The 23,652-nt window shown below is 63.1% G+C and carries 22 protein-coding genes; 12 read left to right on the top strand and 10 right to left on the bottom strand.

Translation table 11 applies throughout. From position 1 onward, the window contains the following. The first annotated feature begins 141 nt into the window (after positions 1–141). Positions 142–1,578, top strand: coding sequence for a catalase (locus ACIQAL_RS05735; protein ID WP_401143434.1), 1,437 nt, complete (start codon positions 142–144; stop codon positions 1,576–1,578). A gap of 101 nt (positions 1,579–1,679) precedes the next feature. Continuing rightward, the gene (locus ACIQAL_RS05730) at positions 1,680–2,630 is read left to right on the top strand and encodes a VTT domain-containing protein (RefSeq protein ID WP_401143431.1); all 951 of its coding nucleotides are present in this window, start codon (positions 1,680–1,682) and stop codon (positions 2,628–2,630) included. On the opposite strand, the gene ACIQAL_RS05725 is transcribed toward ACIQAL_RS05730, so the two are convergent. Continuing rightward, the gene (locus tag ACIQAL_RS05725; RefSeq protein WP_401143752.1) at positions 2,631–3,617 is read right to left on the bottom strand and encodes a zinc-dependent alcohol dehydrogenase family protein; all 987 of its coding nucleotides are present in this window, start codon (positions 3,615–3,617) and stop codon (positions 2,631–2,633) included. 133 nt (positions 3,618–3,750) lie between these two features. Here ACIQAL_RS05725 and ACIQAL_RS05720 point away from each other — a divergent pair, with 133 nt between their 5' ends. Then, positions 3,751–4,644 carry a LysR family transcriptional regulator gene (locus tag ACIQAL_RS05720; RefSeq protein WP_401143428.1) on the top strand — a complete coding sequence of 298 codons (894 nt, stop codon included), beginning with the start codon at positions 3,751–3,753 and terminating at the stop codon, positions 4,642–4,644. Positions 4,645–4,847: 203 nt separating this feature from the next. Here ACIQAL_RS05720 and ACIQAL_RS05715 read toward each other — a convergent pair whose 3' ends face one another. Genes ACIQAL_RS05715 through ACIQAL_RS05695 form a run of 5 tightly spaced genes read right to left on the bottom strand, consistent with a single transcriptional unit; the run spans position 4,848 to position 9,303 of the window. Then, the gene (locus ACIQAL_RS05715) at positions 4,848–5,588 is read right to left on the bottom strand and encodes an amino acid ABC transporter ATP-binding protein (RefSeq protein WP_306167766.1); all 741 of its coding nucleotides are present in this window, start codon (positions 5,586–5,588) and stop codon (positions 4,848–4,850) included. Further along, complete coding sequence (gene argH, locus ACIQAL_RS05710) at positions 5,585–7,087, bottom strand: argininosuccinate lyase (protein WP_401143425.1); 1,503 nt, start codon at positions 7,085–7,087, stop codon at positions 5,585–5,587. Before argH ends, ACIQAL_RS05715 begins: the two co-directional genes overlap by 4 nt. Positions 7,088–7,098: 11 nt before the next feature. Beyond that, positions 7,099–7,776, bottom strand: a complete 678-nt coding sequence (locus ACIQAL_RS05705) for an amino acid ABC transporter permease (protein WP_401143422.1) — start codon at positions 7,774–7,776, stop codon at positions 7,099–7,101. A 6-nt stretch (positions 7,777–7,782) separates the two neighbouring features. Then, a complete protein-coding gene (locus tag ACIQAL_RS05700) occupies positions 7,783–8,445 on the bottom strand; it encodes an amino acid ABC transporter permease (protein WP_166598726.1) in 663 nt (220 codons plus the stop codon). A gap of 12 nt (positions 8,446–8,457) precedes the next feature. Beyond that, the gene (locus ACIQAL_RS05695; protein WP_401143419.1) at positions 8,458–9,303 is read right to left on the bottom strand and encodes a transporter substrate-binding domain-containing protein; all 846 of its coding nucleotides are present in this window, start codon (positions 9,301–9,303) and stop codon (positions 8,458–8,460) included. A gap of 219 nt (positions 9,304–9,522) precedes the next feature. Here ACIQAL_RS05695 and ACIQAL_RS05690 point away from each other — a divergent pair, with 219 nt between their 5' ends. Continuing rightward, positions 9,523–10,428: a LysR substrate-binding domain-containing protein gene (locus ACIQAL_RS05690; protein ID WP_401143416.1), complete on the top strand. Its 906-nt coding sequence runs from the start codon at positions 9,523–9,525 to the stop codon at positions 10,426–10,428. Between the two features lie 233 nt (positions 10,429–10,661). Here the strand turns inward: ACIQAL_RS05690 and hemB are convergent, their stop codons facing one another. Then, positions 10,662–11,636 carry a porphobilinogen synthase gene (gene hemB, locus ACIQAL_RS05685; protein ID WP_401143413.1) on the bottom strand — a complete coding sequence of 325 codons (975 nt, stop codon included), beginning with the start codon at positions 11,634–11,636 and terminating at the stop codon, positions 10,662–10,664. A gap of 232 nt (positions 11,637–11,868) precedes the next feature. On the opposite strand from hemB, the gene ACIQAL_RS05680 reads away from it, so the two are divergent. Further along, positions 11,869–13,125, top strand: coding sequence for an MFS transporter (locus tag ACIQAL_RS05680; protein WP_401143410.1), 1,257 nt, complete (start codon positions 11,869–11,871; stop codon positions 13,123–13,125). A 6-nt stretch (positions 13,126–13,131) separates the two neighbouring features. Here ACIQAL_RS05680 and ACIQAL_RS05675 read toward each other — a convergent pair whose 3' ends face one another. After that, positions 13,132–13,662, bottom strand: coding sequence for a GNAT family N-acetyltransferase (locus tag ACIQAL_RS05675; RefSeq protein ID WP_401143407.1), 531 nt, complete (start codon positions 13,660–13,662; stop codon positions 13,132–13,134). A gap of 106 nt (positions 13,663–13,768) precedes the next feature. Between ACIQAL_RS05675 and ACIQAL_RS05670 the strand changes: the two genes are divergently transcribed. Further along, a complete protein-coding gene (locus tag ACIQAL_RS05670; protein ID WP_401143404.1) occupies positions 13,769–14,707 on the top strand; it encodes a class I SAM-dependent methyltransferase in 939 nt (312 codons plus the stop codon). Positions 14,708–14,791: 84 nt separating this feature from the next. On the opposite strand, the gene ACIQAL_RS05665 is transcribed toward ACIQAL_RS05670, so the two are convergent. Then, positions 14,792–16,411, bottom strand: coding sequence for a methyl-accepting chemotaxis protein (locus tag ACIQAL_RS05665; RefSeq protein WP_401143401.1), 1,620 nt, complete (start codon positions 16,409–16,411; stop codon positions 14,792–14,794). A 566-nt stretch (positions 16,412–16,977) separates the two neighbouring features. Further along, on the bottom strand, positions 16,978–17,817 hold the full coding sequence (locus ACIQAL_RS05660) for an IclR family transcriptional regulator (RefSeq protein WP_401143398.1): 840 nt from the start codon (positions 17,815–17,817) through the stop codon (positions 16,978–16,980). 261 nt (positions 17,818–18,078) lie between these two features. Here ACIQAL_RS05660 and ACIQAL_RS05655 point away from each other — a divergent pair, with 261 nt between their 5' ends. Genes ACIQAL_RS05655 through ACIQAL_RS05630 form a run of 6 tightly spaced genes read left to right on the top strand, consistent with a single transcriptional unit; the run spans position 18,079 to position 23,650 of the window. Further along, a complete protein-coding gene (locus ACIQAL_RS05655) occupies positions 18,079–19,107 on the top strand; it encodes an ABC transporter ATP-binding protein (protein WP_401143396.1) in 1,029 nt (342 codons plus the stop codon). Continuing rightward, positions 19,104–19,967, top strand: a complete 864-nt coding sequence (locus tag ACIQAL_RS05650) for an ABC transporter permease (protein ID WP_166597740.1) — start codon at positions 19,104–19,106, stop codon at positions 19,965–19,967. The genes ACIQAL_RS05655 and ACIQAL_RS05650 overlap by 4 nt, the downstream gene beginning before the upstream one ends. A 3-nt stretch (positions 19,968–19,970) precedes the next feature. Then, entirely contained in the window at positions 19,971–20,765 is a 795-nt protein-coding gene (locus tag ACIQAL_RS05645) for an ABC transporter permease (protein WP_401143392.1), read from the top strand. A 43-nt stretch (positions 20,766–20,808) separates the two neighbouring features. After that, complete coding sequence (locus ACIQAL_RS05640) at positions 20,809–21,099, top strand: (2Fe-2S)-binding protein (protein WP_401143389.1); 291 nt, start codon at positions 20,809–20,811, stop codon at positions 21,097–21,099. Then, a complete protein-coding gene (locus tag ACIQAL_RS05635; protein ID WP_401143386.1) occupies positions 21,096–22,457 on the top strand; it encodes an FAD-dependent oxidoreductase in 1,362 nt (453 codons plus the stop codon). Before ACIQAL_RS05640 ends, ACIQAL_RS05635 begins: the two co-directional genes overlap by 4 nt. After that, positions 22,454–23,650 carry an NAD(P)/FAD-dependent oxidoreductase gene (locus tag ACIQAL_RS05630; protein WP_401143383.1) on the top strand — a complete coding sequence of 399 codons (1,197 nt, stop codon included), beginning with the start codon at positions 22,454–22,456 and terminating at the stop codon, positions 23,648–23,650. Before ACIQAL_RS05635 ends, ACIQAL_RS05630 begins: the two co-directional genes overlap by 4 nt. Positions 23,651–23,652: the final 2 nt, after the last annotated feature.

Raw genomic sequence — 23,652 nt, 5'->3', positions numbered from 1 at the left:
AAGCGGGCCGGTCGAAGCGCTCTGGATGGCGCGTTACAGCCAGTCGCACTGTCCATTCCCACGTCAAAAGAGGCGCACGAGCGTCCAATACAGCCGTGACGTATTCAGCAAGACTCACTGTTCAAAAACCGGAGCCTGATCATGAATAAACTGACTACCGTGGCGGGTGCACCCGTCGTCGACAACCAGAACTCGCAATCCGCCGGCCCTCGTGGGCCGCTGATGCTGCAGGACGTCTGGTTGCTGGAAAAGCTGGCGCACTTCGACCGTGAAGTGATCCCGGAGCGTCGCATGCACGCCAAGGGTTCGGGCGCGTTCGGCACCTTCACCGTGACCCACGACATCACGCGCTACACCAAAGCCAGGCTGTTTTCGGACATCGGCAAGAAGACCGATATTTTCATCCGTTTCTCCACCGTGGCCGGTGAGCGCGGTGCGGCCGATGCCGAACGTGACATTCGCGGCTTTGCGGTCAAGTTCTACACCGAGCAAGGCAACTGGGACCTCGTCGGCAACAACACCCCGGTGTTCTTCCTGCGCGACCCACTGAAATTCCCCGACCTGAACCACGCGATCAAACGCGACCCGCGCACCAACCTGCGCAGCGCCGACAACAACTGGGATTTCTGGAGCTCGCTGCCTGAGGCGCTGCACCAGGTAACGGTGGTCATGAGTGACCGTGGCTTGCCGAAATCCTATCGCCACATGCACGGGTTCGGCAGCCACACCTTCAGTTTCATCAGCCCGCAGAACGAGCGCTTCTGGGTCAAATTCACCCTGAAAACCCAACAGGGCATCGAGAACCTGACCGATCAGGAAGCCGCTGATCTGGTGGCCAGTGATCGCGAAACCCATCAGCGTGACCTCTACGACAACATCGAAAACGGTGACTTCCCGCAATGGAAGCTGTTCGTGCAGGTGATGCCGGAGCAGGACGCCAACACTTACAAAATCCACCCGTTCGACCTGACCAAAGTCTGGCCGCACGCGGACTATCCGTTGATCGAAGTCGGCACGCTGGAGCTGAACCGCAACCCGGAAAACTATTTCCACGACGTCGAACAGGCCGCGTTCAACCCGGCCAACGTGGTGCCGGGCATCAGCTTCTCGCCGGACAAAATGCTGCAAGGCCGCCTGTTCTCCTACGGCGATGCGCAGCGTTATCGTCTGGGGGTCAACCATCACCAGATCCCGGTCAACGCCCCGCAATGCCCGGTCAACAGCTACCACCGCGATGGCCAGATGCGGGTCAACGCCAACGCAGGCGGCACCATCGGCTACGAGCCCAACAGCAAGGGCGCGTGGGTCGAGCAGCCGGATTTCTCGGAGCCACCGCTGGAGCTGCACGGGGCGGCAGCGAACTGGGATTTCCGCAAGGACGATGACGATTACTACTCCCAGCCTCGTGCCCTGTTCCGCCTGATGACGCCAGCGCAACAGCAGGTGCTGTTCGACAACACCGCACGGGCCATCAGCGGCGCGTCGGCGCTGGTCAAACAGCGTCACATCGGCAACTGCACCCAGGCCGATCCGGCGTACGGCGCGGGCGTGGCAGCGGCCATCGAGAAGCTTGGCTAACGCAACGTCAGCGTTGACAGAAAGGGGTGTTCAGGCCACGGTACTGACACCCCTTTTTTCTTGAGTGCTGCCCGTCAGCGCTCTGTGACCGAGCTTTCGCCATGAACGAACTCCAGCAATTGAATGAAAGCCACGGCCTGCTGCTGGTGTTCGTCAACGTGCTGCTGGAGCAGATTGGTCTGCCGGTTCCGGCGTACCCCACCCTCATCGTCACAGGTGCGTTGGCCATGCAAAGCAAACCACTGCTGGGCGCCGGAGTGCTGGTGGCGATGTTCGCCTGCCTGATCGCCGACACCCTCTGGTACTTCGCGGGCAAGCGCTATGGGGGCGTGCTGTTGAAGTCCATCTGCAAGATTTCCCTTTCTCAAGACACCTGCATCCGTCAGGGCCTGAACGTCTACGACCGGGTCGGACCCCGGGCGATGCTGCTGTCCAAATTCCTGCCCGGTGCGGGCGCGCTGGTGACAACCGTCGCGGGCATGAACGCCACGCCGTTTGCGCTGTTCATGCGTTATTCGCTGGCGGGGTCGTTCATCTGGGCGGGGTCGGCGCTGTTGCTGGGCATGCTGTTTACCGATGCGATCATCCCCTTGCTAGGGTGGTTGACCGGCTACCTGCCCCTGGCCATCGGCAGCGTTTTGCTGGCGTTGGGACTGTTCATCGGCTGGAAATACTGGAAGCGCCGTCGCCTGATGAAGCGCACGTCGAAGGTGCCACGCATCACCGTGCCGCAACTGCTGGCCCTGCGTGACACGGACGACATGCCGCTGATCATCGACGTTCGCCCCAAATTCCACACCGCCGTGGTCGAAGGCATCCCCGGTGCGCTGTCCATCAGCCTCGAAGAACCCCTGGACCCGTGGCTCGATCAGTTGAGCGATGTCGACATGGTGTTTTATTGCGCCTGCCCCAACGAGCTGTCAGCGGCGCTGTTGGCGGAAAAGCTGCGGGCACGCGGGCTGACACGGGGCAAGGCGCTGATAGGCGGTCTGGACGCCTGGCGCGAGGCGCACCCTGACCAGGACATCCCCGGACAGGCCGCCACCGCCTGATCATTCGGCGATATCAATGATCACCTTGCCTCGCTTGCTGCCTGCGCTGACCCGCGCGTAGGCGGCGTTGACGTCAGCGAGCCCGAAGCGCTGATCGTCCAGCAACACCTGCAACTGCCCCGCTTCGGCCATCCGCGTGGCTTCGGCCATGATCTCACCGTGGTGCTTGCGGCCTTTGCCGGTCAACAGCGGCAACAGGGTAAACACGCCCGAATAGGTCGCGCCCCGGAACGACAAAGGCGCCAGCGAATGCTCGCCCCAACCGAGGCAGCTCAGGACATGCCCGGTGTAGCGCCGCACAGCGTTGAAGGAAGCGTCCAGCGTGCTGCCGCCAACGGTGTCGTAGACGATGTCGAAACCTTCGCCTTCTGTGTGCAGCGCCACGTAGTCGTCGACGCTGCTGGCGCGGTAATCGATGGCCGTCGCGCCCAAGCGTTCGAGGGTCGTCAGGCTGTGGGCTGAGCCGGTGGCGAAGACCTTCGCCCCTCGGGCTTTGGCGATTTGCACCGCCACATGGCCGACACCGCCTGCGCCGCCGTGAATGAGAACGGTCTGGCCACTGCGCACGTTGGCCCGGTCCACGAGGCCTTCCCACGCGGTGATGAAAATCAACGGCAAGGCCGCGGCTTCGCGCATGCTCAAGTTGGCGGGCTTGCGCGCCAGCAGGTCGGCGTCGGTGACGATGTACTGCGCCAACGCGCCCTGATTGCCGCCGATGCCACCGGCCATGCCGTACACCTCGTCGCCTGCTTCGAAGCCGCTGACGCCTGCTCCGATCTTATCGACGACACCTGCCAGGTCCATGCCCAGCACAGCCGGCAGCGGCTGGCGCGCATGACCGCCCTTTCCCGCTGCAATCTTGGTATCCAACGGGTTCACTGCGCTGGCCATGACCCGCACGCGCACCTGCCCGGCACTCGGTTCAGACAGCGGCAGGGTTTGCACGTCGAGGGGGTGTTGGTGGGCGACGGCTACGGCGGCGTACATAGTGGTCATGGCGTTCTCCAGGGTAGGTCGCCCATGGGTGGGCGATGGACAGAGCATGCACGCTACCGCCGATTCCGATAAGACGACAAATACCTATAGTATTCATTCCAAGTCACCACTGAATGGAGGGTTCATGGATACGCTGGAAGCCATGTCGGTGTTCGTGCGCGTGGTCGAGCGTGGCAGCTTTTCTGCGGTGGCCCGCGAACTCGGCACCACTCAACCGACCGTCAGCAAGCAAATCAGTGCCTTGGAGCAGCATCTGGGGGGACGTTTGATTGCGCGCAGCACGCGCCAGTTGTCGTTGACCGACGAGGGCCAGCGCTATTACCGCCAGTGCCGGGACATCCTCGCCGCCGTCGATAACGCCGAGCACAGCTTCCAGACCGGCCGGGAAGCCGTGGCCGGGCCGCTCAGGATTGCGTCATCGGTCAGTTTTGGCCGCCTGCAGATCGCGCCGCGCTTACATGGGTTTCTCCAGCGTCACCCTGACGTGACCATCGATCTGCTGCTCAACGACCAGAACGTTGATCTGGTGAGCGAAGGCGTGGACGTAGCCATCCGCATCGGTGATTTGCAGGACAGCAGCCTGCTCGCACGCCAGATTGGCCTGACCCGACGGTTGATCGTCGCTGCCCCGGCGTACCTGTACGCGCACCCCGCACCCCGAACCCCCGCTGATCTGGCGCAGCACAACTGCATCCTCTTCAACTTGTTGGCGCGTTTCGACACTTGGCGTTTCGACGACGGCGCCCATGAGGTGCAGGTGAAAGGCAACGTGCGCAGCAACAACAGCGAAGCGATTCGTCAGGTGGTCCTCAGTGGGCTGGGCATCTCGCTGTCGCCCTCGTGGCTGTACCGCGAGGACATGGCCGCCGGACGGGTCCAACAACTGCTGCCGACGCACACCCCCACTGCCCTGCCCATCCACGCCGTCTACCCGGTGAATCGCCGGGAATCAGCGCGCGTTCGGGCGTTCGTGGATTTTCTAGCGGAAGGGTTTGCTGCGGATGAAGACCTTCGTTAAGGCGGTGTTCTACGGGCAAACCGAGGACAAATCTGTGGGAGCGAATTCATTCGCGAAAATAGTTCAGGCGATAGATATGTATCGCCCGTACCGGACCCATCGCGAATGAATTCGCTCCTACAGAGGTATGCGCCGAGCCTTGAGCCACCCAAAACGGTGCCAGATACCATCAAGCCGTCAGGGCTTATTGAATCGCGCCGACCTCAATGCAACACACTCTGCAAAAACTGCCGGGTCCGAGGATGCTCCGGTGCAGAGAATATCTGCGCCGGAGGACCCATTTCGACAATTTTGCCGCCGTCGAAAAACACCACGCGGTCGGCCACTTCACGGGCGAAGCCCATTTCGTGGGTGACGACGATCATGGTCATGCCTTCCGCCGCCAGGCCCTTCATCACGCTCAGCACTTCGCCGACGGTTTCCGGGTCCAGCGCGGACGTCGGCTCATCGAACAGCAACAGGCGCGGCTTCATCGCCAGCGCGCGGACGATCGCCACCCGTTGTTGCTGCCCACCGGACAACTCGCTGGGGTAGCCGTCGGCCTTGTGCTTGAGGCCCACCCGGTCCAGCAACGCCAGCGCATTGGCCTGAGCGTCGGCCTTGCTCACGCCCTTGACCTTGACCGGCGCCAGAATCATGTTGGCCATCACCGTCATATGCGGGAACAGGGTGTAATCCTGAAACACCATGCCGATGTCCTCGCGCAGCCGGGCCATGGCCTTGCGGTCATCTGCCCGCACCGACTCGCCACCGCCGACCACCACACTTCCCGCAGACGGCGCTTCCAGGCTGTTGAGGCAGCGAATGAACGTGGACTTGCCCGAACCGCTGGGGCCGATGATCACCACCACCTCCCCTTGCGCCACATCCAGATCGACGCCCTTGACCACTTCCACCGACCCGAAGTGTTTATGCAGTCCACGGACTGTCAGCATGCTCTTCATAGGCCGGCCTGCGCACGGGTGGCCGCCTGGAGTTTTTCCTGCGCGGCCAACAGACGATCACGGCGCGCCTGATTCGCCTGGCGTTCCACCTGCAACCGCGCATTGGCGCGCAGCAGGCTCGGGCGCAGGGACGACAACGCCGGGCCACCCGCCGAATCCCGGGACTGCACGTTGGCGGTCGGGTCCAGGCATTCGCGCACCTTGTCGGCGGGCAGGTTCAGTGCGTGCCCCAGTTGCTCCATCGCGCAGATGTCGACCATGTCGGTGTCAATCCGGTGGGCGGGCAAACCGGCGTCCATGGCCATGCGCACCGCCGCGCCGACGATGTGATGGGCCTCGCGGAACGACAGGTCGGCTTCGCGCACGATCAGGTCAGCCAGCCCCGTTGCCGTGGAGAAGTCTTCACCGGCGCGCTTCACCGCCAGCTCGACATTCGGCGTCGCGGTGCGCAGCACCAGGTCCAGCAGTTTCAGGCAGCGCAGGCTTTCTTCCGCCGCTTCCCAGAACCCCCGAGTGCCTTCACGGTTGGCGTCGCCGGTGTGGGAGAAGTTGCTGCCCTTGACCGTGACGCTGGCCGCCATCAGCAACCCGATGATGTGCCCGCTGCGGCCTTTGAGGTATTCCAGCACGGTGGGGTTTTTCTTCTGCGGCATGATGCTCGACGTCGCCGCGACGCTGTCGGGGAAGTCGATCAGGCTGAATTCGTGGGTGCTCCAGACGAAGTAATCCTGCGCCACCCGGCTCCAGAACACCGACAGCAAACTCAGGTGCGACAGGCTTTCGAGGATGAAATCCCGCGACCCCACGGCGTCCAGCGCATTGTCGAGGTAGCCGTCAAAACCCAGCAGTTCGGCCGTGCGTGCCCGGTCAATGTCGAACGGCGTCCCGGCAAAGGCCGCCGCGCCCAACGGGCTCTGGTTCATCGACGCCAAGGTCTGGGTCAGGCGCTGGCAATCACGGGCCAGCGCCTGTTCCACTGCCGACAGGTAATAGCCATACGTGATCGGCTGCGCCGGTTGCAGGTGGGTGTAACCGGGCATCACCACTTCGGCGAAGACCTCGGCGTTAGTGAGCGCGGTCTGACGGGCCTGAATCAGCGCGTCGATCAACGCCATCAACACCTCGCGGCAGCGCAGCCGGTCGAGTGTGGCGAGGATGTCGTTGCGGCTGCGACCGGTGTGCAGGCGGCCGCCGACGTCGGTGCCGATCTGCTCGATCAAATGTGCTTCGTAATTGAAATAGGCGTCTTCGCGGGACGGGTCGAGGGTGACCACGCCAGGCCCCGCCGCCTCCATGTCCAGCACGCCCTTGGCCAGGGCGGTCGCGTGTTCGTTGCGAATCAGGCCCTGTTCGGCGAGCATCACAATGTGCGCCTTGTTGACGTTGCCCAGGTTGAGGAAGCCATCGGCAAATCCTTCCAGACGGGGCCGGTAAATGTACTCGTTGACCTCGGGGGCGGTGGCTTCTTTCAAGCGACGACTGACTTTGGATTCTTGCATGATCACATCCCTTAACGAGTGGTGCGCATCGCCGGGCGACCCAGGCGACGTTCGAGATAACGGCTGAGCCAGCTCAGCAATGAACAGATGACGAAGTACACCAGCAGCACCGCGCCGTAGACCGCGAAGGCGGGGCTGACGCCGGTCATGACCGTGGAGCGTTCGACGATGATCTGCCCGACTTTGAGAAACTCGCTGACGCCCACCAGTGCACCCAGCGACGTGGCTTGCACCAACATCGTCAGCAGCCCGGTGTACGCCGGCAAAATGGCCTTCATCGACTGCGGCGCAATGACGTGCAGGTAGATCTGCCAAGGGCGCAAGCCCAGGGTCCAAGCGCTTTTCCACTGGTGCCGGTTCACCGACTCCAACCCGCCACGCACGATTTCGATGCCATTGGCGCTGCCCCATAACGTCAGGCCCGTGACCACCGCCGCGAACGGACTCAGGTCGAGGCCGAACATCGGCGCACCGAAGAAAATGAAAAACACATTCACGATCAGCGGGATCGAGCGGAACAGCTCGACGTAGCCGTGGATCGTCCACCACAGCACTCGGTTCTTGAGGGTGGCGAGCACCCCGAACACCGTCGAGATAAGCGTGGTGAACAGCAGGATCACCAGCGCCAGGCGCACGGTCATCCACAGGCCCTTGAGCACGAAGCCCCAGTTTTCGATCAGAAAGTTCATGGGGCCTCAGTGCCGGAAAGGCCGTTGCAGGTGAGCGGACAAGCGACCCGTCAGCAAGGACAGGATCGCCACCAGAATCAGGTACATCACGCAGATCGCACTGAACATCTCGATGGCCCGGAAATCCGTGGCGATGCGGTCCACCGCCACGAACGTCAACTCCGCCAGACCGATGGCCTGCAAGTACGACGAGTTCTTCAGCAGCGAAATCGAGGTGTTCAGCACGGCCGGCAAGCTGGTACGAAACGCGATCGGCAAGGCCACGAGGTAAAAATACTGATGAGGCTTGAGGCTCAGGGCCATGCTCGCTTCACGCATCTTGTGCTCGACCGTGGCCAGTCCGCCGCGCATGTTCTCCACCTGATACGCCCCTGCCCACAGCGACAGGCAGACCACGCCGGACCAGAACAGCGACAGCTCCAGGCCGATGGCTGGCAGGCCGTAGAAGATGAAGAACAACTGCACCAGAATCGGAGTGTTGCGAATCAGCTCCACGTACAGCACCACGATCTGCGACAGCAGCGGGATGCGGAAGGACCGCACCGCGCCGCCGAGAATGCCGATCAGCAGCGACGCCCCGATGGCCAGCAGCGAAACCCGTAGCGTCATCAACACGCCGTCGAGCAAGGCTGGCCATTGCGCCACCAGGTAATTGAAATCGAAGTCCATGGGGGCGCCCGATCAGAGTTTTTCTTCAGGCTTGGCCTGTTCGAACACGCTCAGGTAGTAGCTCTGGATGTTTTCTGGCACGTATTGCTGGACCCAACCACGGAACAGTTTTTCTTCGTGCATCCGGGCGACCGCCGCGCTGAGGTAATCGCGAAACGCTTCGTCGTTCTTGCGCACGCCAATGGCCGCGTCGGAGATCTGGAAGGGTTCGTTGATCAGCCGTGCATCGCCGTCGTTGGCCGCGACCACCACCAGCGTGGCGGCGTCGTGGGTGTAGGCGTCGGCGCGGCCCTGACGAAAGGTCTGCAAGGCGTCGGCGGCGCTGTTCATGCGCAGGGTCTTGACCTCGGGCATGTGGTCCTCGAACCACTTGGCCTGCACCGAGCCTTTGAGTGTGGCGAGGGTCTTGCCGTTGAGGTCTTTGATCGACTTGATCGGGCTGTCCTTCTTCACCACCACGTCGCTGGCGCCCCAACGGTACGGGGTGGTGAAGTCGATGACGCGCTGACGCTCAGGGGTGACGCCGAGGGTCGCGATGAGGAAGTCGACCTTGCGCCCCAGCAGCTGCGGCACGCGGTTTTCAGCGGTGACGCAGGTGAACGTCACTTTGTCCTTTGAGCCCAGCGCCCACAGGGCAATCTGCCTGGACATCTCGACTTCGACGCCCGCGAAGTCGCCGTTGTTGTTCTGGAAGCCATACGGTGGCTGGTCGCAACGGACCCCGGCACGCAATTGACCGGCCGCTTTGATTTCATCGGGCACCGGCGGCAATTCAGCGGCATGGACCTGCGCCATCCCTGCCAGCGAGACACACGAAAGAGCCATGACACGAACGAGGGATTTCAACGAAAACGACATATTGCCTCCTGGTTAACTACCAGCGCAGGGACGAGCAAAGGCGTCACCACGCAACGATTTCAAGGGCAGAGGATTCAGCGAGAATGCGGCGCCTGAGGACGCCGGGGCATCGTGTCCGTCTGCGCGAACTGTCGATGTCGAAAACAGTTATAAAGCCTCTGGCTCATGCCAACAAATGACAATACAGTGGTCGTCCATACCGAATTGATATGGTCAGCCATGAACTTCAAACAAGTCGAAGCCTTTCGCGCCGTGGTGTTGAGCGGCTCGATGACCGCCGCCGCCGAGTCGCTGCACACCTCACAACCCAACATCAGCCGTTTGATCGCGCAACTGGAGCGGGCCAGTGGTTTCAAATTATTCGAACGCGTGGGAGGCCGTCTGTTGCCTACGGATGAAGGCGCGGCGCTGTTTGTCGACGTGGAGCGTGCATTCGTCGGGCTGCAAAGCCTGGAGCATTCGGCGCAGAACATCCGACGTGGCGGCACGGGGCAATTGCGGATTGCGGCGGTGCCATCGCTGTCGTTGACGCTGTTGCCGAGGGTCATTCAGCGTTTTCGCCAGGAAAACCCCGAGGCGGCGATTTCCATCCACACCAACGATTCACCCATGGTCGCGCATTGGGCCGCGTCGCAGTTTTGTCATGTCGGCCTGGCGTCTTATGTCGGCGATGACATGCCGGGGGTGCGCACGCGCAAGATCTGCGACGTGCCGGGGGTGTGCGTATTTCCCAAGGGGCACCGGCTTTCGGCGCTGGCGGCGGTCAAGCCTGAAGACCTGTACGGCGAAGAGTTCATTTCACTGTCATTGAACGATGGCTCGCGCACCCGCGTGGACCGGGCGTTCGCGGGGGACAAGGAGCATCGCAAGCTGAACCTGGAGACGCCGTATGCCGCGACGGTCTGCTCGCTGGTGGCGTTGGGACTGGGGGTGAGCATCGTCAGCCCGATGGTGGCGCAGGAATACCTGCACATGGGCATCGACACCCGGCCCTTCGCACCGCAGATCCGGTTTTCCACCTACCTACTGCTGCCCGAAGACCGGCCACAGAGCGTGTTGAGCCAGCGATTCAGCGTGCTGATCGAAGAGATGCTCACCGAGGCGAGCAAGGCGTGGCAGGTGTGAATGAAAAGCCCGCACGGCTGAAGCCGTATCAAGACGCACCCTTCGCGGCACCACCGCGCACCTGTGGGAGCGAATTCATTCGCGAAAAACAGTCCAGGCGATAGAGATGTATCGCCCGTACCGGACCCTTCGCGAATGAATTCGCTCCCACAGCTGATACCGCGCCGTACCGCACCTTACGCGGGCTCCCACAGGGTGGCGTACACGTCAGACGTATCGGTGAACCCGCTGGATCAAATCCCCTGCAACGCCAAATCCATCGCGAAATACGTGAAGATCAGGTCCGCGCCTGCCCGCTTGATCGCGCCGAGGGTCTCGCGCACCACGCGGCCTTCGTCGATGGCCCCGGCCTGGGCGCCGAACTTGATCATCGCGTACTCGCCACTCACCTGATACGCCGCCAGCGGCAGGTTCGAGGCTTCGCGGATGTCACGGATGATGTCCAGGTACGCGCCCGCCGGTTTGACCATCAGCGCATCAGCGCCTTCAGCTTCGTCCAGCAGCGACTCGCGCAGGGCTTCGCGGCGGTTCATCGGGTTCATCTGGTAGGTCTTGCGGTCGCCTTTCAGCGCCGAACCGCCCGCTTCACGGAACGGGCCGTAGAGCGACGACGCGAATTTGGTCGAATAGGCCATGATCGGCGTGTTCGTGAACCCGGCCGCATCCAGCGCAGCGCGAATCGCCCGCACTTGCCCGTCCATCGCCGCCGACGGCGCAATCACGTCGGCACCGGCGCGTGCGGCCATCACCGCTTGTCGGCCGAGGTTTTCGATGGTCGCGTCGTTATCGACGTGGCCGTTGTGCATCACGCCGCAATGGCCGTGGTCGGTGTATTCGCAAAAGCAGGTGTCGGACATCACGATCATTTCCGGCACGACATCCTTGATGGTGCGGGAGATGCGCGACACCAGGCCATTTTCCTGCCAAGTGTCGCTGCCGCTGGCGTCCAGATGGTGGGAAACACCAAAGGTCATCACCGACTTGATCCCGGCGCGGGCATAGCGCTCAACTTCCTGGGCCAGCTTCGACTCTGGAATGCGGCTCACGCCCGGCATGCTGTTGATCGGCACGAAGTCATCGACTTCTTCTTCGACGAAGATCGGCAGCACCAGATCGTTCAGCGTGAATTCGGTTTCCTGGAACAGCGCACGGAAGTTTGCGTGGCTGCGCAGGCGACGTGGACGGGCGGCGGGAAACAGACTGGACATGGCAGTTCCTGAACAAAAATGGCGGAAAACGGCACACAACGAGGCGTGACCGTCATCAATGGCGCGAAGCTTATGCCTGCCTCGCTCCGGATTCAAATATCGGGGCGATAAAGACAATTGTGGTGCGTGTAACAGTCCGGCACCTTGGGTCGAACGAATTCAGCGCTCGACAGGTCATTAATCGTGAGCAGCATGCACGCCCGGCTGCGCGACCCACTTGGCGAGGCCGGCCTTGAACACCCCTTCCGATCTTCGTAACAACCGCTCACTGGACGGCCTCAATTTCTTTCTGGCCGACGTGCGCGACGGACTCGGTCCATACCTCGCGATCTACCTGCTGGCGGTGCACAAATGGGACCCGGCCAGCATCGGCCTGGTCATGACGCTCGCCGGTATAGCCGCTTTGGTCACCCAGACGCCAGCGGGTGCGCTGATTGACCGCACCCGCAGCAAGCGCCTGGTGGTGGTCATCGCCGCGCTGCTGGTGACCGCCAGTTGCGTGATTCTGCCGTTCATCCACAGCTTTACCTGGGTGGCGATCACCCAGGGGCTGGGCGCCATTGCCGGTTCTGTGTTCGCCCCCGCCATTGCAGCGATTTCCCTCGGCATCACCGGTCCGAAAGCCTTCACTCGCCGAACGGGCCGCAACGAAACCTGGAACCACGCGGGCAATGCCTGCGCCGCGCTGCTGGCGGGCGGCCTGTCGTGGGCGTTCGGGCCGATTGCGGTGTTTTACCTGATGGCGTTCATGGCGATAGCCAGCGTGGTCGCCGTCAGCTTCGTTGATGGGTCCGCCATCGATCATGAAGTGGCACGGGGTTTCGACCCTCGACAGGAGAACGGCGCCGAACAGCCCAGCGGCGTGTCCGTGCTGATCCACAACCGCCCCCTGCTGGTATTCGCTATCTGCTGCGGCCTGTTTCATCTGGCGAACGCTGCGATGCTGCCGCTGGTCAGCCAGAAGCTCTCACAGATCGACCTCAACCTCGCCACGCCCCTGACCTCGGCCTGCATCGTCGCCGCACAACTGGTGATGGTGCCGGTGGCCTGGCTGGTGGGCACGAAGGCTGACAGTTGGGGGCGCAAACCGTTGCTCCTGGCGGGCTTCGTCATCCTGCCGCTGCGGGGCGTGCTTTACGTGCTGTCGGATAACCCTTACTGGCTGGTGGGCGTGCAACTGCTCGACGGCATCGGCGCAGGGGCGTTCGGGGCGCTGATGCCGTTGGTGGTCAAGGACCTGACCCAAGGCACGGGCCGCTTCAACGTTAGCCTCGGGGCGATTTCAACGGTGTTCGGCCTCGGCGCCGCGCTGAGCAACGGCCTGGCCGGGCTGGTGATTCGCGAGGCCGGTTACAACGCGGCGTTCCTGACCCTGGCGGCGATTGCGGCGGTGGCATTCGTGCTGTTGTGGGTGGCGGTGCCAGAGACCTCGGACATTTCCGACCGCCCGGTCGAAACTTCGTTACCCGGGGCCAACCCGAGCGTTTGAAAGAAGCTACCGGTGAGGCGTGCTGCTCGCACCCTCTCCCAGCTCGCGCTGCATGATCACGGTGTCGAGCCAGCGGCCGTGCTTGAAGCCTACCGATTCGAACACCCCGACCTTGCGAAACCCCAGGCGCTCATGAAGCCGGATCGAGGCCACGTTTTCGCTGTTGCCGATGATCGCGACCATCTGCCGCCGGCCGTCGTCGGTGCAGCGCTGAATCACCGTTTCCAGCAACTGCTGGCCAATCCCCAACCCGGCCATGCCCTCGCGCACGTACACCGAATCTTCGACGGTGAAGCGATACGCCGGACGCGGCCGGTACAGCGTGGCATAGGCGTAACCCACGATTTCGCCTTCGTGCTCGGCGACCCGATACGGCAGGCCGTTGGCGCGGATGTCGGCGCATCGCTGGAGCATCTGTTCCAGGGTCGGCGGCTCCAGCTCGAAACTGGCCGTGCCATGCAACACGTGGTGGGCGTAAATGGCCTGCACGGCAGGCATGTCGTCGTCGCGGGCGTCGCGCAGGATCAGGTCGGTCATCAGCGGTCTTCTTGGCTCATACGGTGTGCGGCACAGGATAATCATTCATGGCCGCCTTTTGGGTTTAGAATGCCGCCCCTTTCCACTGCCGACCCGCCGCCACCCGATGAATCCCGACGCGCTGAACACCCTCAACGAGCACCTGCTCACCGCCCTCGCCCCTGCGCCCACGGAAACCCGTCGGCTGTTCCATGGCCGTGGCCGCCGTTGGCCGGGCCTTGAGCAACTGACGGTGGACTGGATGCAGGGCGTGGTGCTGGTGTCACTGTTCAAGGAACCGACGGCTGACGAGTTGGAGGGTTTGAAGCGTCTGTTGGCGGAGCTGATTCAGACGCCCGTCTGGAAAGACAGCCAAGCCCACACCCTGCTCCTGCAACACCGCTATCTGCCCGACAGCCACACCGAAACCCTGCTCGGCGAGATGCCGGACGAGTGGACGCTGACCGAAGGCGGCCTGCGCTACCTCGTGGATTTCGGCAAGAAACAGAACACCGGGCTGTTTCTCGACATGCGCTACGGCCGTGATTGGGTGCGTGCGAATGCGGACGGGAAGCGAGTGCTGAACCTATTCGCTTACACCTGCGGTTTTTCAGTCGCCGCCATCGAGGGCAGCGCGGCGTTCGTCGTCAACCTGGACATGTCGCGGGCGGCGCTGAGCCGGGGGCGCGACAACCATCGCTTGAATGGCCACGATTTGAGCAAGGTCAGCTTTCTCGGCCACGAGCTGTTCAAATCCTGGGGCAAGGTGAAGAGCAGCGGGCCGTACGATCTGGTGATCATCGACCCGCCGTCGTTTCAGAAAGGCAGTTTTTTGCTGACCAAGGACTACCAGCGCGTGCTGCGCAAACTCCCCGAGCTGCTGACAACCGACGGCACCGTGCTGGCCTGCATGAACGACCCGGCGCTGGGCGCGGATTTCCTGATCGAGGGCGTGACGCGAGAAGCGCCGGGGTTACGCTTTGAACAGCGGCTGGAGAATCCGCCAGAGTTTGCCGACATCGAGCCCGATGGCGGCCTCAAAGCTCTGGTGTTCTGTCAGGCCTGACGTTCCTGCGAAAATCGGCACCTCACCCGACGGCGAGATGCCCACGCCCACTTGCAGCTTGACGCTCGACACTCGCCGCTGCTTCTAGGCGCTGAGGCGCGAAATCACGTCGTTCAACCCCACCGACAACTCATGCAGGTCCTGGCTCGCCGTCTGGGTGCGCTGCACGTTGCTCTGGTTGGTGGTGGCAATCGCGGTGATTTCGGTCAGGTTGCGCGAGATGTCCTCGGCCACGGAGGTCTGCTCTTCGGCTGCCGTGGCGATCTGACGGTTCATGTCGCGAATCGCTTCCACGGCGGTAGTGATGCGAGCCAGCGACGAACTGGCCAGGGCGACCTGATCGACACTCTCCTGGCTGCGCGCCTGACCGCTCTCGATGGCCTGCGCCGCGTCGATGGCGCCGGTCTGCACCGAATTGATGATCTGGTTGATCTCAGCCGTCGACGCCGCCGTGCGTTGGGCCAGGGTGCGCACTTCATCCGCCACGACCGCGAACCCACGTCCGGCATCCCCGGCCCGCGCCGCTTCAATGGCCGCGTTGAGGGCCAGCAGGTTGGTCTGCTCGGCGATGCCGCGAATCACTTCCAGCACCTTGCCGATGCGCCCGCTGTCGCTTTCCAGACGACGAATCACGTCGGCGGTGTTGCTGATCTCGGTGCGCATCTGGGTGATCACGGTAATGGTCGCGCTCATCACCTTGCCGCCGTCCTGAGAGCTGCGATCCGCTTCATCAGCGGCATGAGCCGCTTGTGCCGCATGGCGCGCAACTTCCTGGGCCGTGGCCGACATCTCGGTCATCGCCGTGGCCACCTGATCGGTGCGTTCGAACTGCTCGTGAGTGCCTTGAGCCATCAGCGACGCAATGGCTTTCAACTCACCGCCCGCGCTGTCCAGGTCGGTGGTGCTGCGCTTCAGGCGTGTGAAGGTGTCCGCGAGGAAATCGCGCAAGGTGTTCGCCGCCACCGCCAGACGTCCGAGTTCGTCCTGGCGGGTCACGCTGACCCGGTCGCTGAAGCGCCCGTGGCTCAGTTGCGCGACGTATTCGATCAACAGGCTGATCGGGCCGACGATGTTGCGATTGACCATCCACAGTGCCAAGACACCGACCAGCAACGCCGACGCCAGCATGACGAGGGTGCCGATGAGAATGGTCTGATCGGCCGTGCTGCTGATCGCCTTCGATTGTTCGTCACTGAGGGCGCGCAGGTTGCCTACCAGTTCAGTCATTTGCTCGCTGGCGGCACGGTCCACGCCCTTCACCGCCTGATCACCGGCCACCGGATCGCCGCCCGCCGCCACGAACGCGTCGCGGCCCTTGCGATAGGCCACGCCCAGCGCACGGTGCTCGTCACGCAGCTTGTCGACCTGGGCCTTGCTCGCGGCATCCAGACCGGCCATCCCGCTGAGCTGACCCAGCGTGGTCTGCACCAGACGCTCCTGCTCCTCGAACTGGCCCCAGAACTTGTCCCGGTCCGCAGGCTGTTTGCCGCGCAGCAGAACGTTTTTCCATTCCTGAACCTGAATCTTGAATTGAAGGTTGGCCTGATCGACCCGTTGCGAGGCCTGCAGCGGACCGTCCAAAAGGCCGCGGTACGCGTGAACGTTGCTGGAGAGGAACTGGAAACAGGCCAGTGCGATCAGCAGCACCAACGCCAGGCTGCCGCCCAGCAGCGCCAGAATCTGCAATCTCAGGGACTTGGACATATGGAAATCTCATCAGGGGGGACTGCGGTTTTCGGGATTGCCCGAAAATGCCTGCTTGCCACATCCCTGTGCCGCCGTGTCAAAAACGGAGGGCTTACACAGCCTGATTCGACCCCGCGAAGCGCTTCTTTAAACGCCATATCGACGGCCCGACGAGTGGTCAAAAAACGTCAAGCCGGTGACGAAACAGAGGGTCAATAAACTGACAAACAGGCACCTAACCCCTTGAATGCACGTATTTTTTCTGAATACGTATTCAGTTGGCCACATCTCTTAGTGACCTCCCTGAACACAGGCCTTACCCTGCCCGCCGTGCTGCTACAGAGAATGGCGGAGCGCCGGGATCTCGGATACACCTCCGATCTCCTGTGGGAGCGAATTCATCCTGGGCGGCATTCCGACGAAAGGGTCGGTACAGCCTGCACACCTTCAGCGCCTGGAAGATTTCGCGAATGAATTCGCTCGCACAGGAAATCTCCAGCGAACACCCTGTACCGGAACGCCGCAAGACCCGTGGGAGACGCCGGAGGTTACGACGGCAGCGAAAGGGGCATCGCTGACACCCCTCACCCCTCCTTCTGCCCAAACACCTGCGAAGGCCGGCGCAACACCGGGTCGAAAGGGTTGATCCTTTGCCCGATGGCAGCCGCTTCGCGCTTGAGCATGTCCACCACGGTGGGCATGCGTTCGGCGTTGAGGCGGTCGCTGATGGTGGCGACGCTGAGGGCCGCAACAGCCCGGCCTTCGCGGTCGAGGATCGGCACCGCGAGACCGGCCATGCCTTCCAGCACACCGGTGTTGCGAGCGGCATAACCCAGGCGCCTGACGTTGTCGATTTCCGAGCGCAGCATCACTTCGTCGTACAGATGAAAATCTCGCAGGCGCGGCAGGTTGTAACGGATCACCGTGTCGCGCTCGTCTTCCGGCAAGAACGCCAGGATCGCCAGACTGCCCTGCCCCACGCCCAACGCCACGCGGCCGCCAATGTCGCCGGTGAACGTCCGGATCGGGTACGGCCCTTCGCTACGGTCGAGGCACACCGCGTCAAAACCGCTGCGCGCCAGCAGAAACAGCGAATCCCCCAGCGACGCCGACAGCCGCAGCAAACTCGGCCGCACCACGTCGCGCAAGTTCCCGGTCTGCCCCGCTTTCGCCGCCAGCGCAAAGAACTCCAGGCTCAACCGGTAGCGTTTGCTGCGCGCATCCTGCTCGACCATGCCTTCGTCCATCAGGCTGCGCAACAGCCGGTGAGTCGTCGGCTGGGACAAGCCCACTTGCTGCGCCAGTTGCGTCACCCGTTCACCGCCTTCAGGGCATTCACCCAGACAGCGCAGCACGGCAAACAGTCGAGACACAGCGCCAACGCCTGTTTCTTTTGTCGTTTCATTCCGCTCAGTGGAATCCACTATCTGTATTTTCCTATCTACATTCACTGATCGAATAAATCTGAAAATACTACTCGCTCAATGAAATTCATCGTTGAGCCCATCCTAGTCTTCGGCCTAGGATCAGTCCACCAGGGCGATTTGAATAACAGCGGCAGCCGACACCGATCGAGCGCCAGCGTCCATTGAGCATGCCGACACGCATCGGCACGCCGCCTCTCTTCGCATCTGCCCATAAAAAACGCATGCCCCCGGCGTGCACAAAAAAGGTGGAACGCACCCATGGCATTTCTTCAACTCCAGGCACTCTGCAAACGTTACGGCCCGGTCGATGCGGTGGTCGCCACTGACCTGTCGGTGGAAAAAGGCGAATTCGTGTCCCTGCTCGGCCCGTCTGGCTGCGGCAAGACCACCACCCTGCAAATGATCGCCGGGTTCGTAGATGTTACCTCGGGCAAGATCCTCCTTGATGGACGCGACATCACCCACGCCAAACCCGCCAGTCGTGGCCTCGGTGTGGTGTTTCAGTCCTACGCGCTGTTCCCCCACATGACCGTGCGCGACAACGTGGCCTTCGGCCTGAAGATGCGAAAAGTCGCCGCCGACGACATTCAGCGCCGCGTCGCCCGCGTGCTGGAGCTGGTGCGCCTGCATCAACACGCCGACCGCTACCCGCGTGAACTCTCCGGTGGCCAGCGCCAGCGTGTGGCCCTGGCCCGTGCCTTGGTCATCGAGCCGCCGGTCCTGCTCCTCGACGAACCGCTGTCCAACCTCGACGCCAATCTGCGCGAAGAGATGCAGTTCGAGATTCGCCGCATCCAGCGCGAAGTCGGCATCACCACGCTGATGGTCACCCACGACCAGGCCGAAGCCCTGTCCATCAGCGACCGCGTGGTGGTCATGCAGGCCGGGCGCATCACCCAGATCGACGAACCGTACAAGCTCTACGAACACCCGCGTACCCGTTTCATATCCGGGTTCGTCGGCAAGGCCAACCTGTTGCGCGGCGACCGTGATTCGAGCGGCGTGGCTCAAGTACGTCAGGCACAGGGCGACGGCGAACTGACCCTGAGCCTGCGCCCGGAAAAGATTGACCTGCTGAACGCCGGTGAAGGCCGTCTGCAAGGCCGGATCATCACCCGTTATTTCCTCGGCAGTCAGTGGCTGTACCGCATCGACACGCCGATTGGCGAGTTGACCGTCGTGCGCCGCAACAACGGCGATGCGCCGATGAACGAAGGCACGGCGGTGGGGCTGGACTGGCCGTCTGAATTGCTGCGCGTGCTGGCCGCTGACGAGGTGTCGGCATGAGTGTGCTGCGCGACAGCGGTCGCGGTTATCTGCTCTCGACCCCGGCGTTGGTGCTGTTCGTCGGCCTTCTGGTGGTGCCGTTGCTGTTAACGCTGGTGCTGTCGTTCAACGTGTTCGACTACACCGTGGGCGTCAAAAGCGGCAGCTGGACCTTCGCCCAGTACGTGAATCTGGTCACCGATTCGTACTTCTACGAGATCTTCTTTCGCACCTTCTGGATCAGCGCGCTGGTCACCCTGTTGTGCGTGGTGATTGGGGTGCCCGAAGCCTACATCTTGAGCCGCATGGGCACCCCGTGGCGCTCGATCTTTCTGATTTTGATCCTCACGCCGCTGCTGATTTCGGTGGTAGTGCGTGCCTTCGGCTGGAGCCTGCTGCTCGGCGCCGACGGGCTGGTGAATCAGGCGATCCAGGCCCTCGGTGGCCGGCCGATCAAAATGCTCTACACCCCGTTCGCGGTGGTGCTGGCGCTGGTCCACGTGATGCTGCCGTTCATGATCATCCCGGTGTGGACCTCGCTGCAGAAGCTGGACCGCTCTGCCGAACAGGCCGCGCTGTCGCTGGGGGCGAGTCAGGCCAAGGTCATGCGTCTGGTGGTGCTGCCGCAGGTCATGCCCGGCGTCCTGTCCGGCACCTTGATCGTCTTCGGGCTGTCGGCCAGTTCGTTCGCCATCCCCGGCCTGCTGGGCGGACGCCGCCTGAAAATGGTCGCCACCACGGTCTACGACCAATACCTCTCGGAACTCAACTGGCCCATGGGCGCCGCCATTGCCGTCGCGCTGTTGCTGATCAACCTGCTGGTGATGCTGTCGTGGAACCGGCTGGTCGAAGGCCGCTATAAAAAATCCCTGGGGGAATGATCGATGTCCAAGAATGGTCCTCTGGCCCTGTCGTTTCACGCCCTCATCGTGGTGTTCATGCTGGCGCCGCTGGTGGTCGTGTGCCTGGTGGCGTTTACCCCGGAAAACACCCTGAGCCTGCCGTGGCACGGTTTTTCCCTGCGCTGGTTCACGGCGGTATTCGAGCGCGCCGACTTCATTCAGTCCTTCTATAACAGCCTGATTCTGGCGGTGGTCGCGGCCACCCTTGCGACCCTGATCGCCGTGCCCGCCGCGCTGGCAATCACCCGCTATCAGTTTCCGGGGCGCAACTTCCTCAACGGCCTGTTCCTGTCGCCGATCATCATTCCGCACCTGGTGCTCGGGGTGGCGATGCTGCGCCTGTTCGCACTGATGGGGGTCAACGGCAGCTTCGTCTGGCTGATGTTCGCCCACGTGGTGGTGATCACGCCGTACGTGCTGCGGCTGGTGATCGCGGCGGCGATTGGCGTGGATCGCAGCGCCGAGCAGGCTGCGGAATCCCTGGGCGCCAGCCGCTTCACGCTGTTTCGCCAGATCACCCTGCCGATGATCCTGCCGGGGGTCGCCGGAGGCTGGCTGCTGGCGTTCATCAACAGCTTCGACGAAGTGACGCTGTCGATCTTCGTCACCTCGCCCTCAACCCAGACCCTGCCCGTGCGCATGTACGTTTACGCCACCGAATCCATCGACCCGATGATGGCCGCCGTGTCGGCACTGGTGATCGCGCTGACGGCCATCACCATGATCATTCTCGACCGGGTTTACGGCCTGGATCGCGTGCTGGTGGGGCGCCACTGATGCCTTTGATTTCAATCACCGAACGCCTTTCAGGGAACGCACCATGGCTTTGCTGAAACGACTGGCCGAACACGACCGCGAGGTTCTGCTCTTCACGCTTGACGGCCAGCCCGCCAGCGGTCTCGCGGGCGACACCCTGCTCACGGCGGTGCTGACCACCTCGGACCACCTGCGTGGCAGCGATTTCTGCGCCGAACCCCGCGCCGGTTTCTGCCTGATGGGCGCCTGCCAGGATTGCTGGGTCAAGCTGGGCGACGGTCGCCGGGTGCGGGCCTGCGCGACGCTGCTGGAGCCGGGCCTGAACGTCAGCCGCGAACCGGGGCGCAGCCTATGAAACAGAACGACATTGTCATCGTAGGCGCAGGGCCTGCCGGTATCCGTGCCGCGCAAACCCTGGTGGCCTACGGGCTGCAACCCTGCCTGATCGACGAAAGCCTGCGGGGCGGCGGGCAGATTTATCGTCGTCAGCCGGAGAACTTCAAACGCTCGGCGAAGGCCTTGTATGGCTTTGAAGCGTCGAAAGCCCAGGCCGTGCATTCAACGCTGGATCGCCTGACAACCGACATCGATTACCGCCCCGAAACCCTGGTCTGGAACGCGGAATCGCACATGCTGGACACCCTGTGCAACGGCGTGGCGGCGCAGGTGCGGTACAAGCACCTGATCGTGGCGACCGGCGCCACAGACCGGATTCTGCCAGTGCCCGGCTGGACGTTGCCTGGTGTTTACAGTCTGGGCGCCGCGCAGATTGCGTTGAAGTTTCAGGGCTGCGCCATCGGCGAGCGCGTGGTCTTTGCGGGGAGCGGGCCGTTGCTGTATCTGGTGGCTTATCAGTACGCGAAGGCCGGGGCGAAGGTGCTGGCCGTGCTCGACAGTTCGCCGCTGTCGGCCCAGACCCGCGCCCTGCCCGCCCTGCTCGGTCAGCCTGCCACCCTGGCCAAAGGGATGTTTTACCGGGGCTGGCTAACGGCCCGTGGCATTCCCGTGCATCAGGGCGTCGCGCTGGACAGCATTCACGGCCAGCAACGGGTAGGCAGCGTGCAGTGGCGCGACGGTGCGCACCTCAAGCGGCTCGACTGCGACGCCGTCGCCTTCGCCCACGCCTTGCGCAGCGAAACCCAATTGGCCGACCTGCTCGGCTGCGACTTCGACTGGAGCGCGCTCAACCGCGCATGGCTGCCGGTTCGGGACGCCAGCGGTCGTAGCTCTGTCGAGGGTGTGTATCTCGCAGGCGACGGCGCCGGAATCATGGGCGCCGACGCGGCAGAAATGGCCGGAGAACTCGCGGCCTTGACGCTGCTGAGCGACACAGGGCATCAGGTTGATCCGAATCGCAGTGGCGAGCTGCAACGCAAACTCGACGGCATTCAGCGCTTTCGCCACGGCCTGGAAACCGCGTTCCCATTCCCCGAACACTGGGCTGCCACCGCGCCAGACGAAATGACCGTCTGCCGATGCGAGGAAGTCAGTGCGGGGGACATTCGCCAGACCGTGGCCGAGGGGCACTGGGAGATCAACCGGGTCAAGGCCATGTGCCGGGTCGGCATGGGCCGCTGTCAGGGACGCATGTGCGGGCTGGCGGCGACCGAACTCGTCGCGCACGCCTCAGGTCGCGACATCGCCAGCGTTGGCCGGTTGCGGGGTCAAGCACCGATCAAGCCCCTGCCCTTCGGCGTGGAGATCGAGCCATGAGCCTGCCTGTCGAAGTGGATGCCGTGGTCATCGGCGGCGGCATCGTCGGTGCCTCCGCCGCACTGTTTCTGGCCAAGGCGGGCAAACGCGTGGCGCTGCTGGAGCGGGATTTTTTCGGCTCGCATTCCAGTGGCGTCAACTACGGCGGTGTGCGACGTCAGGGCCGCCCCCTGTCTCAATTGCCGTTGTCACAGCGGGCCCACGGGATCTGGAGCGACCTGAAAAACCTCATTGGCATCGACGGCGAATACCTGCGTTCCGGCCATTTGAAGCTGGCGCGCAGTGATCAGGACATGGCCGCGCTGGTCGCCTACGAACAGGCGTCTCGGGGCTTTGGGCTGGACCTGCAATTGCTCGACCGTGCGCAATTGCGCGCCCGTTTTCCGTGGGCGGGGGATGTCGCGGTGGGCGCCTCGCTGTGCGCCGACGACGGCCACGCCAACCCGCGTCTGGTCTCTCCGGCGTTCGCTTTTGCCGCCCGCCGCGCCGGCGCCGAGGTGTTCGAACAGGCGCAGGTCAGCCAGGTGAGTCACGACGGCCAAGCCTTCGACGTACAGACCTTCGGCGGCCACCGGTTTCAAGCGCCGTGGCTGCTGAACTGCGCCGGGGCCTGGGCAGCGGCGCTGGCCGAACAGTTTGGCGAGCCGGTGCCGATGCGCGCCGGGCACCCGGCGATGCTGGTGACCGAGCCACTGCCCATGTTCATGGACGTCAGCACCGGCGTCGAAGGCGGCGGGATTTATGCCCGTCAGGTCGCACGGGGCAACTGCGTGCTGGGCGGCGGACAGGGCTTCCCCCTCGACCCGACCACCGCGCGTCCCGGTCAGGCCGCGATCCTCGACATCCTGCGCAACGCCGTCGAACTGTACCCGCCGCTGGCCGGTGCACAGGCGATCCGCACGTGGAGCGGCACCGAAGGTTATCTTCCGGACCGCGAACCGGTGCTCGGCGCAAGCTCGACCCAACCGGGCCTGTTGCACGGGTTCGGCTTTGCGGGGTCCGGTTTCCAGATCGGCCCCGCCGCCGGGGAAGCGCTGGCGCAGATCGTCTGTCACGGCGCACCGGCCATTGCGCTCGACGTTTTTTCCATCCGCCGTTTTCAACCCGCTTCACAGCCTGTACAGCCCCCCACCGCCGTGCCCAAGGGCGCGGTCAACGTTATCCCTTTGTTCAGAGGAAGATCACACCCATGAAA

It is taken from the genome of Pseudomonas sp. NPDC088368 (genome assembly GCF_044753445.1).
Lineage (GTDB): Bacteria > Pseudomonadota > Gammaproteobacteria > Pseudomonadales > Pseudomonadaceae > Aquipseudomonas > Aquipseudomonas bambusae.
Note: the sequence above shows the minus strand (reverse complement) of the source record. Positions and strands in the feature narration are given on the sequence as shown.